11 protein-coding genes and 2 pseudogenes are annotated in these 10,366 nt (G+C 61.3%); 9 read left to right on the top strand and 4 right to left on the bottom strand.

Features of this window, described 5'->3' with window-relative positions:
• Both Y703_RS0114480 and Y703_RS23210 read right to left on the bottom strand, forming a co-directional pair.
• A partial coding sequence (locus Y703_RS0114480; protein ID WP_253908074.1) for an IS256 family transposase occupies window positions 1-1,066 on the bottom strand: 1,066 nt, incomplete at its 3' end.
• Between the two features lie 150 nt (window positions 1,067-1,216).
• Entirely contained in the window at window positions 1,217-1,657 is a 441-nt protein-coding gene (locus Y703_RS23210; protein WP_026553273.1) for a cupredoxin domain-containing protein, read from the bottom strand.
• 119 nt (window positions 1,658-1,776) lie between these two features.
• Between Y703_RS23210 and Y703_RS0114470 the strand changes: the two genes are divergently transcribed.
• From Y703_RS0114470 to trxA, 6 genes and pseudogenes are all read left to right on the top strand, one after another.
• Complete coding sequence (locus Y703_RS0114470; RefSeq protein WP_026553272.1) at window positions 1,777-2,445, top strand: metal-dependent transcriptional regulator; 669 nt, start codon at window positions 1,777-1,779, stop codon at window positions 2,443-2,445.
• Between the two features lie 66 nt (window positions 2,446-2,511).
• Window positions 2,512-3,695 (top strand): annotated as a pseudogene (locus Y703_RS20155) (IS3 family transposase).
• Window positions 3,696-3,833: 138 nt separating this feature from the next.
• Window positions 3,834-4,820, top strand: a complete 987-nt coding sequence (locus Y703_RS20150) for an EamA family transporter (protein WP_081743561.1) — start codon at window positions 3,834-3,836, stop codon at window positions 4,818-4,820.
• Window positions 4,821-5,187: 367 nt separating this feature from the next.
• The gene (locus Y703_RS0114450; protein ID WP_026553270.1) at window positions 5,188-5,493 is read left to right on the top strand and encodes a DUF4193 domain-containing protein; all 306 of its coding nucleotides are present in this window, start codon (window positions 5,188-5,190) and stop codon (window positions 5,491-5,493) included.
• A gap of 147 nt (window positions 5,494-5,640) precedes the next feature.
• Window positions 5,641-5,762, top strand: a pseudogene (gene ykgO, locus Y703_RS21715) (type B 50S ribosomal protein L36).
• A 49-nt stretch (window positions 5,763-5,811) separates the two neighbouring features.
• The gene (gene trxA, locus Y703_RS0114445) at window positions 5,812-6,135 is read left to right on the top strand and encodes a thioredoxin (protein ID WP_026553269.1); all 324 of its coding nucleotides are present in this window, start codon (window positions 5,812-5,814) and stop codon (window positions 6,133-6,135) included.
• A gap of 255 nt (window positions 6,136-6,390) precedes the next feature.
• Here the strand turns inward: trxA and Y703_RS0114440 are convergent, their stop codons facing one another.
• Entirely contained in the window at window positions 6,391-6,864 is a 474-nt protein-coding gene (locus tag Y703_RS0114440; RefSeq protein WP_026553268.1) for a hypothetical protein, read from the bottom strand.
• Between the two features lie 188 nt (window positions 6,865-7,052).
• Window positions 7,053-7,607 (bottom strand): DUF1440 domain-containing protein, encoded by a 555-nt coding sequence (locus Y703_RS20145; RefSeq protein ID WP_162148898.1) that lies wholly within the window; start codon window positions 7,605-7,607, stop codon window positions 7,053-7,055.
• A 199-nt stretch (window positions 7,608-7,806) separates the two neighbouring features.
• Here Y703_RS20145 and Y703_RS0114430 point away from each other — a divergent pair, with 199 nt between their 5' ends.
• The 3 genes from Y703_RS0114430 to Y703_RS20140 all read left to right on the top strand — a co-directional run.
• Entirely contained in the window at window positions 7,807-8,982 is a 1,176-nt protein-coding gene (locus Y703_RS0114430) for a zinc-dependent alcohol dehydrogenase (RefSeq protein ID WP_026553267.1), read from the top strand.
• 77 nt (window positions 8,983-9,059) lie between these two features.
• Window positions 9,060-9,701 carry a DUF1440 domain-containing protein gene (locus Y703_RS0114425; RefSeq protein ID WP_216698907.1) on the top strand — a complete coding sequence of 214 codons (642 nt, stop codon included), beginning with the start codon at window positions 9,060-9,062 and terminating at the stop codon, window positions 9,699-9,701.
• The coding region (locus Y703_RS20140) for an SDR family NAD(P)-dependent oxidoreductase (RefSeq protein WP_216698906.1) at window positions 9,691-10,366 on the top strand (676 nt) is incomplete at its 3' end. The genes Y703_RS0114425 and Y703_RS20140, both read left to right, overlap by 11 nt.

Below are 10,366 nucleotides of genomic sequence, written 5' to 3'. Positions count from 1 at the left end.
TCGCTGCCGCGTCGTTGGGGAAATGACCCCGGTTTTTGATGATTTTGCGCAGCTGGTAGTTCAGCGACTCGATGCTGTTGGTGGTATAGATGACTTTGCGCAGGGCGGGTCCGAACGCCAGGAACGGGATGAACCGTTCCCAAGCGTTCTCCCAGGTGTTGATCGCGGCCGGGTATTTCCTGCCCAGCTTGGAGTCGGCGAAGGTTCCCAACGCCGTAAGGGCAGCGTCTTCGTCGGCTGCGGTGTAAATGGGACGCAGCAGCGCCGCGACGGCCTTGCGGTCGCCGTAGGATACGAACCGCATCGAGGCTCGGATCAGGTGGACTACGCACGTTTGAACGGTGGCTTGGGACCAGGTGGCCTCGACAGCCTCGGGGAAGCCGGTGAGCCCGTCGCAGCAGACAATGAGCACGTCCTGAACGCCGCGGTTAGCCAGTTGGGAACACACTGACGCCCAGAATTTCGCACCTTCGGATGCTTGAATCCAAATCCCCAGGACGTGTTTTATTCCATCCAAGTCCACGCCCACCGCGATGTGCGCGGCTCGGTTCGCCACGTGAGCGCCGTCGCGGATCTTCACCACCAGCGCGTCAAGGTATACCACTGGGTAGAATGCCTCGAGCGGACGGCTCTGCCACGCAGTGACTTCCTCCGCAACGGCCTCGGTGACGTTGGAGATCGTCTCATGGGACAACTCTGTACCGAGCGTCGCCGCGAGGTGATGCTGAATGTCGCGAATCGTCATTCCGCCCGCGTAAAGGCTGATGATCATCTCTTCCAGGCCACCCAGGCGACGGATGCCCTTGGGTACCAGCGCTGAGGCGAAAGTCGAGTTACGGTCCCGCGGCTGGTCCAAACCGATGTCACCGACCTCGGTACCGATCGTCTTCGGCGTCGAGCCATTACGCGAGTTCCCGCTTCCGCGGCCGCCCCGGTCACCGCGCTCATATCCGAGGTGAGAGGTCAGCTCAGCGTCCATCCCGCGCTCAAGGACCGCCTTGACCAACTCCGGCAGGAATCCACCGACGCCCGTCAGAGACACACCGTCCTCATCGACCCGCGACATCAGCCGATCGATCACTTCATCGGAAAACAACTCCTTACGCAGTGCCCGCGCAGCAGGCACCGAGTCCGGCGCGATCCCTATGTTCTTTCCATCGGTCTCGGTCATGCTCACAATGAAACTCCTTCGTCTCAAGAAGACCGCTTACACAGACTATTTGACACCCCCAATGCGCAGCGCATCACCCTCCTGCGCCCACAAGCTGGGACCCGGAATCCTGCCGTTATACGTCCAGCCGGGGAACGTCACTCCCGGCGCTATTTCTATGTCCCGGTCATAAGCCGTGATCTCCCACTCACGCAAGGTCCTGCCATCAGGCAAGGTGCTGACCTTGCCTTTGTCAAAGTCACGCAGAATCGCCGTTGGATCGATTCCTGCCCGCTCGGGGGGAACCGATCCCGACGGGAAGCCTGCATGCCCTGCATGATTGGACGCCGAACCCGGCGTCATCGCGGCGTGGTCCATCACCCCTGGCTGCGCGACCGCCTGATCCCGGCCCAGCATCGACAACGGCACTGCGGCCGCCGCGGCCGCACCGAAAAGCACCCCGCGCCGGGTAGGCATCACCGATGCGGTGTGCAGAGGTCGCTGCATTATTAATCCAATCTATCGAACACCCAAGTTCGGCAAGACTAACATTGAAGCTGAGTAGGGCGCACTAGTGTTCTTGTAGCAGCCCACCTCACCCGTTGTCCTCCGTTAAGCTTGATTGCATGCCGGTATCCGACCTGACCAATTCCGCCCAGGACTACTTAAAACTCATTTGGACTGCGACGGAATGGTCGGAAACCCCGATTACGGTCACCGTTCTGGCTGAACGCATGAGAGTGCGGCCCTCCACCGCGTCGGACAGCATCAAAAAACTCAAGGACCAGGGCCTTCTGATCCACGCCCCGTACGGGACGATCGAACTCACCCCTGCCGGGTCCGCGCATGCCGTGGACATGGTGCGCAGGCACCGGCTCCTAGAAACGTTCCTGGTCCAGGTCCTAGGCTACGGCTGGGACGAAGTCCATGATGAAGCCGAAGTCCTCGAGCACGCCGTCTCGGACACCATGATCGAACGCATCGACCAACGATTAGGGCGCCCCACCCGCGACCCCCACGGAGACCCGATACCTTCTGCCGACGGTCAACCACACCGGCCAGGCGCAATCCAACTCTGCCACGCGGAACCGGAAGGGGAAGTAACTGTCGTCCGGATCTCCGACGCCGACCCCGCAATGCTCAGATACTTCTCCGACATCGGCCTCACCCCCGATGCAAAGCTCACCATCCAAAAGCAACGCCCCTACACCGACACCACCACCATCACCCTCTCCGGCCAACAAAAAAACATAGACCTAGGCCCCACAGCCTCCAACGCCGTCTGGGTCACCTGAGCTGCGGCGGAGATCTCGGACAGTGGGCCCTCTTAAATTGAGGGTCTACCGAAAGTAGAGATCAGCATGACCGCATCACGCAGACGATTTACCCAGGAGTTCAAGGACGAGTTATGCCGCGAGGTGATTAACACGTCCAAGCCGATCAAGGACGTTGCCGCCGCCTACGGTGTCGGCCGCGAGACGCTCCGTAACTGGCTGATCAAATACCGCGAGGCCAACGGCGGCACGGAGGCTGATCTGACCGTGTCGGAACGGGCCCGGCTGAAGGAACTTGAGCGTGAAGTTCAAGAGCTGCGGGCGGAGACTGCCTTCTTGAAAAAAGCCAGCGCTTACTTCACGCGGGAGCAGCGGTAGTGAGCAAGTACGAATTCATCGATTCCCAAAAAGCCGAGCCCGTCAATCCGAACTCGGTGGTGAGAATGTGCCGCTGGTTGGCCGTCTCGACGTCCGGTTTCTATCACTGGGCCACCCGTCCGCAATCGGCCACGGCGGCCCGCCGCCAGACCCTGACAGCTCGGATTCAGCACTACTTCGAGGAATCCGAGGGCACCTACGGGTACCGGCGCATCCATGCCGATCTCGCCGCGGAACAGACCGAGTGCTCTCCCGAGTTGGTGCGGCAGATCATGCGCAACCAGGGCCTGGTGGCCTGTCAGCCACGCCCGTTCCGCATCACCACGGAAGCTGATGCTGAGGCGGCCGCGGGCATGCCCGACCTCGTCAAAAGGGACTTCACCGCCGACCGCCCCGGGGCGAAGTTCGTCGGAGACATCACCTAGATCCACACCTGGCAAGGGTTCATCTACCTCGCCACCGTCATCGACTGTTACTCGAAGAAAGTCGTTGGCTGGTCCATCGCCGATCACATGCGCACCGAACTCGTCGCCGATGCGCTCACGAACGCCGCCGGAACAACCTTGATCGAACCTGACGCTATCTGGCACTCCGACCGGGGCAGCGTCTACACCTCGACGGATTTCACGGCACTGGTGGCCGGCCTGGGCATGCGCTCCTCGATGGGACGCACAGGGGTGTGTTGGGACAACAGCATGGCCGAATCGTTCTTCTCAGCCCTGAAGAACGAGCGTGTGTATCGGACTGTTTACGCGACTAAATCACAAGCCCGGAGCGACGTCATTCCCTACATCGAGGGGTTTTACAACAGCCGGCGCCGGCACTCCGCGCTCGGTTACCGACGGCCTAACGAAGTCCATTATGGTTATCAACAGCCAGCCCTGGCAGCGTAGAAGAATCCACTAATTCCGCTGTCCGAAATCCCCGCAGCAGCTCACCCTTCCGTCGAACGTACCGAAACTCTTGTGGTCCGTAGACCCGCCACGGAGAATGGTTTTTTGGGTTCGATTTCCCGGTTATCGTTGGTTGCTATGGAGAACAATGTGCCCGTTGAGGGTGCTCATCGGGTAGCGGTTCCGCCCCGTTGGCTGGTCTTGTTGGCTTTTGGCACTGTCTATCTTGTGTGGGGGTCGACCTACCTGGCGATCAAAATCATGGTCGAGACTATTCCGCCGTTCCTCGGAGCCGGCCTGCGTTTCCTTGCCGCGGGAACTATTCTGGCCGCTTGGCTCCTCATCAAGAACGGCCCACAATCACTTCGCTTCACCCGGGCCCAGGCCAGGCCCCTGGTGCTGACGTCGTTGCTGTTGATCGTGGGCGGGCCGGGAATGACTACCGTGGCGGAACAGCACATCCCGTCGAACCTGGCAGCTCTGATCGCCGCGTCCGTACCAATCTGGGTCCTGCTCTGGGGTTTCTTGGCTGGTAACCGCTTGAGTAGGAGCGCCTGGTACGCAATGTTTACCGGATTCATCGGGGTCGGGCTGCTCGTGTTGCCGCGTCTAGTGGCTCCCTGGACGGGGTCATCCGAAGGAATCTGGCTCGGAGTTCTCCTAATGCTCATCGCCCCGCTGTCCTACTCCGCGGGTTCCTTTCTCTCCAGTCGGCTGAGGCTGCCTCCCGGGATACTGACTACCAGTGCCTACCAAATGCTTCTTGGCGGGGTAGTCCTGACGGGCATATCAGCAGTGTTGGGGGAACTGGAAGGACCGGTACAGGCAAGCGCCGCCTCAGTGTGGAGCCTTGTCTACCTGATCGTTCCAGGATCCGTGCTCGCCTTCACCGCCTACGCCTGGCTGCTGCGTCACGTACCGGTCCATCAAGCGGCAACCTTCGCCTACGTCAATCCCCTGATCGCCGTAGCCTTGGGATGGCTGATCCTCGCAGAACCACTGTCCTGGACCATCCTGCCAGGCGCGATCCTCATCCTCGGCGCAGTCATTCACGCCGTAACCCCGCGCCGCAGCCCGGCCCCGACACAACCCGGACACCAGCACGAACAGTCCCGCCAAGACTGACACAACCCACACGCTTCCTCATAAGCTCCTGCACGCCCGGCTCCCGATCCCACCGCCGCGGCAAAACGCTTCCCCCGTACTGCCTGGAACCACTCCCCTGAGAAGAGCGACCTCACCTCACCCGGATCTGCCGCAACAGGTGCACTGGGGGAAGCGCCCGCTCAACCCCGAGACGGAAGGGCTAGCCGCGACGGTCCACCAGCGACGCCGCGTGAGGCCTTTCCTCCTTGCTCGTAACGATGGGTGCGTGAATGAACGGGCCGGGCTGGACGGGGCCCTGACCAGTGCGGGAATAGGCGCAGCATCTGCCGGGTTGTTGCCTGCACACCTGCGATGGTGAAGCTCATCCAAAGGAGAAAACCGCTTCATGGCAACTGACTACGACGAACCACGCGTCAGGGAAGAAGATCAGCCCGTCAATGAGTCGCTCCAAGCGATTCAGGCTCAGCGCAGCGCAACCACTCAGACAGCGGTCATCGACCTCGAGGATAGCGACACGGCTGAAGGTTTTGATTTGCCCGGTGCTGATCTGTCGCACGAAGAGCTGCTCATCCAGGTCATTCCCGAGCAGGACGACGAGTTCACCTGCATGTCCTGTTTCCTGGTTCACCACCGCAGCCAGCTGGCGCGGGAAACCAGCGGCGACAGGTACTGCACGGAGTGCGAAGATTAAAAACCACCGCTTGGCGGCCTTCGCTCCCCGCACCGCTTCCAGGAGGCCCACTCCTGTGCCCGCGGCAGGAGACCGCTTTGTGACATGACCCTCATGACCCCAGATGAATCCACTGAACACCACAGGAAACCGTCAAAGGAGCACCACGTGAAAGTACGAAACTCATTGAGCGCACTAAAAAAATCCCGGGCTCCCAGGTAGTCCGACGCCACGGACGGACCTTCATCATCAACAAGAAAAACCCCCGCATCAAGGCACGCCAAGGCTAACCCCAGGCAACCGCAAACCCAACGAGAACCCAACGAGGGAGAGACAAAGATGAGCACCAAAAACGTCACCGATGCGTCGTTCGACGCGGACGTACTTCAGGCCACGAAACCGGTCATCGTAGATTTCTGGGCAGAATGGTGCGGACCATGCCGCATGCTGTCTCCCATCCTGGACGACATTGCCACTGAGCACGCAGGAAAAGTTGATGTCGTGAAGGTCAATGTGGACGATAACCCCGCGATCGCGGCCAAATACGGCATCACTTCCATCCCCGCCGTCTACGTCTTCAACAACGGCGAAATTGCGGCGACCTCGATCGGAGCGAAACCCAAACAGGTCCTCGAGCAGGAATTCGCGGCCTTCATCAGCTGACAGCTACAAACCAGCACTTGTAATCCACCCCGGATCCACCCCCACCGACAGTCTTTATCCCCGCGCTACACGAAATCGGTAGCGTTTGTGGGCGCCTGAGACTAGCACTCTTGGGCGCCCCACTTCATGGCCACGCACCCGCAGTCGTCTTGGCTTTACTGTCGCTTACTCTGTAAATCCAGCCATCCGGGAGATTCTAGGATCGCGTGCTTCGCTGGCCGATGTCCGGGCTGGGGGTTTCTGCCAGGATATTATCTAGGATGCTTGGGTTGGTTTGAAAACGTGGTCGTAGAGCACGCCGGTCGCTGCGGCCTGGACGAATTTGTTGACCAAATCCACGGTCCAGTCCTCCGCGGTCCAGGTTCCGGGCTTGTACAGCCCAAGGGCCGTGTTGAGCAGGACATCACCGGTGTAAACGACGGGGAAAACGACGGCGATTGCTTTGGCCCCATGCAGGCCGGTGTGAGCTGTGACCCCGTAGGCCGAGCCCCACATTGTTCCCAGTGCGAAGTGGGTGACCCAGTTCAGCTGTTCGCGCCCCTGCTGCGTCGTGGGATGGATGGGCAGGATCCGCTCCGCGAAGTCCGCGGGTGCGTAGCTGCTTTCACGTCCGGTCAAAGGCATTTCAACGAATTTCTGGAAGGCCGTCATCACCACGGTTCCGGCAACACCTGCCGCCATACCCCGGACGATCGATCCCATCATGGAAGACTTCTCTTTAGTAAGCATGCTGTCGATTATTGTCTTGCCTGGCAGTATCCGCAACCACCGCAGAAGCCACTGGGGCCATCATTGATTGATGTTCCGTGGAGCTTCCGGCGGTATTACCGGGTAAGCCGCCCTCCGGGGGGAAGCCCGCACTAACAGCTCTGCACCGGCCGGTGTTCGTTGGAAGCAGTGTTCGTCGAAAGCGGTGTTCATCGGAAGCGTATTGTTGCGCGCAGGAGGATTTCGGTCGTCACGCCGAGCACGACATGGGCGGCCAGGCCGCGTGCGTGTGCCTGCCAGGGATACCGGCCCGGTGCGGAGGCAATCCCGGTCAGCGGCGCGGCGGTTTCGTCCATGACCACAAACAACGCCACACCGTACAGGGCCCCGGATCCGGTGCACACCGACGGTCGTATCCGACGCACTGCACCGTAAAGGGCCCCGGGCAGCATGCCCAGAGCATAGTGAAACACGGTCGCGCCCGGTCCTGGCTGCTGGTCGGTCGGGCTCACCCCGCTGACCTGCGTGGCCTTTCTTAACGCGCCGGCAGTGGCACGTGTGCCCGCCTGCACGCCGCGGATCTGGGCCGCGGTTCCGACATTCCCGTCCGCGTCCCCGTCGCGGGCCCTCAGGTCCCGGGTAAGAGTGGGTGTGTTTTCGCTTCGCAGCATGAACCACCCCACCTGGTCCATGGCCCAGACACCGACAGCACCCGCTGCAGCACCCAAAACCATATCAAGGCCTGCAGTGTGAAGTCCTGGCACAGGGCCTCCTTCCCGGGTGGTGCGGTGGTTGTTCAACCCGATCAACCCCTCTTTCCTGGACATTAATTGCCGACCGATGATTGCCGACCTCTGCAGTGCGGGAATGGACCCAACACAAGCGGTTCCTTTCTTTCCGGCAGTAAACGTGAACATACTGGGATTGATAAGCATACTTACCGCCAAAGAGGAGTTTGGGATCATGAGGGCACTTACCTGGCAGGGAAAGCGATCGGTCAGCGTTGAAGAGGTACCGGATCCCATCATCCAGGAACCCACCGACACGATCATCAAAATCACCTCCACGGCGATCTGCGGCTCGGATCTGCACCTCTATGAGGTACTGGGCCCTTACATGAGCAAGGGCGACGTCCTGGGTCATGAACCCATGGGGATCGTTCAGGAAGTCGGCAGTGCCGTCACGAACCTGGCGGCCGGCGATCGGGTGGTCATCCCCTTCAACATTGCCTGCGGGAAGTGTCTGATGTGTTCTCTGAACCTGCAGTCGCAGTGTGAAACCACGCAGGTCCGGGAAAAAGCGCTCGGTGCGCGCATCTTCGGATACTCCGAGCTGTATGGTTCGGTTCCGGGCGGGCAGGCGGAATACCTGCGGGTTCCCTTCGCCGATTACGGCCCCATCAAAGTGGGCCACGACCTGCCCGATGTGCGTTACCTCTATCTTTCCGACATCGTGCCCACTGCCTGGCAGGGCGTGCAGTACGCGGGCGTGCCCGACGGCGGAACCCTGGCGGTCTTCGGGTTGGGCCCGGTAGGACAGTTCGCCGCCCGCGCCGGCGTGCATCTGGGTTACCGGGTCATCGGCATTGAACCTGTGCCCGAGCGGCGTGCCATGGCCGAACGGCACGGCGTGGAAACCCTGGATTACAGCGACACCATTGGCGATGAGCTGCGTGAAATGACCGAGGGCAGGGGCCCGAACTCCGTCCTGGATGCGGTGGGCATGGAAGCCCACGGCTCCCCGGTAGGGGCTTTCGCCCAACAGGCAGCCGGCCTGCTGCCGGACCCGCTCGCGCAGAAAGCCATCGAGAAGGTTGGGGTGGACCGGTTGAATGTTCTACACGCGGCCATTGACGCTGTCCGCCGCGGCGGTACTGTTTCGGTCAGCGGTGTTTACGGGGGCATGGCGGACCCGATGCCGATGCTGACCCTGTTCGATAAGCAGATCCAGCTGCGCATGGGCCAGTGCAACATCAAACGGTGGATCGATGACCTCCTACCCTTGGTCGAGAACCCTTCCGATCCGCTCGGTGTTACCGATTTGATGACCCACGAAGTCTCCCTCGATGAAGCGCCCGAAGCGTATGAGGTGTTCCAGAAAAAGCAGGACAACTGCATCAAGGTCGTCCTCAAACCCTGACCGACCCCCTCCCCCGGCACCCGATTTTTCCGGTGCCGGGGATTTCTCCCTTGAACCGGTGAAAGGACACACTCCAGATGACGCATCCCACAACCACCGAGAACCTCCCCGACGGACGCACCAATCCACCGGAGCCCGCCCGTCAGGACCCCACGGAACCGTCTCCCGTCCTGCCCAGTCCTGCCGGAGCCCCTGCCCCTGCGCCTGCGCATCATGTCACGCCGGAGCGCAGCATCGCTTTGGACATGATTCTGGGGGCAGCAGCCGGTGCGGCCGGTGTGTGGGCGATGGATCGCGTCGGAGGGTTTCTGTACAACCACGAAGATCCCGCCGCGCTAGAACGCGAACACCAGGCCCGGGCCGGCGGCAAGGACGTCGCCCATGCCGCCATCGAAAAAGCAGCCGACAAGACAGGAATCGACCTGCCCACCAGTGAACCGAACCCGGCCGGAATAACAATGCACTACGCGCTGGGGGTCCTGCCCGGAGCCCTCTACGGTGCAGCACGCCATGAAGTCCCGGCACTGCGCGCCGGCTATGGTGCCCTGTACGGATTTGGTTTGTTTGCGCTGATGGATGAAACCGTCGCCCCGGCCCTTGGCATCGCCGCCGGACCGACCCACTACCCGTGGCAGGCACACGTGAGGGGCCTGGTCTCCCACATCGTGCTGGGCATCGCCACCGAAACCGTCCTGCAGGTTTCCGACCGTGTCCGCTGACCACCACGACCCTGCACCAGCGCCGCACGGCACCGTCGGCATAGACAGCGCCGATGGTGCCGCCGGTGCCGTGGTCGTGATCACCGGCGCTTCCAGTGGCATTGGCCGGGCCACCGCGCATGCGTTCGCCAAAACCGGTGCCCGGCTCGTTCTCGCGGCCCGCAGTACCGAAACTCTGCAAAAGGTCGCCGCCGAATGCGCCGCGCACGGGGCGCAGACAATCACCGTGCCCACCGATATCAGCGAGGAGTCCCAGGTAGAAGCCCTCATGCGCTCGGCAGTTGAAGCCTTCGGGCGGATCGACGTGTGCGTCGGTAATGCCTCCGTTTACAGTTACGGAACCTTCGAAACCACACCGCCCGACGTGTTCCGCCGAATCATCGAGACGAACCTTCTCGGCCCGATCCACACTGCCCGCGCTGTACTGCCGTACTTCCGAAGCCAGGGCCGGGGAACCTTGATCATCATCGGATCGGTGTATTCCAAAATCACCTCCCCCTACGTCTCCCCCTATGTGACCAGCAAATTCGGGCTGCTCGGTTTCACGGAAGTACTGCGCCAGGAGTTACGAAAAGCCAAAGACATTCACATCTGCCTCGTACTGCCGGCAACAATCGACACCCCCATCTACCAGCACGCTGCGAACTACACCGGTAAGCACGTCC

The organism is Arthrobacter sp. H20, assembly GCF_000520515.1.
Classification (GTDB): Bacteria; Actinomycetota; Actinomycetes; order Actinomycetales; family Micrococcaceae; genus Arthrobacter_D.
This window is presented reverse-complemented; position numbering and strand designations above follow the sequence as displayed.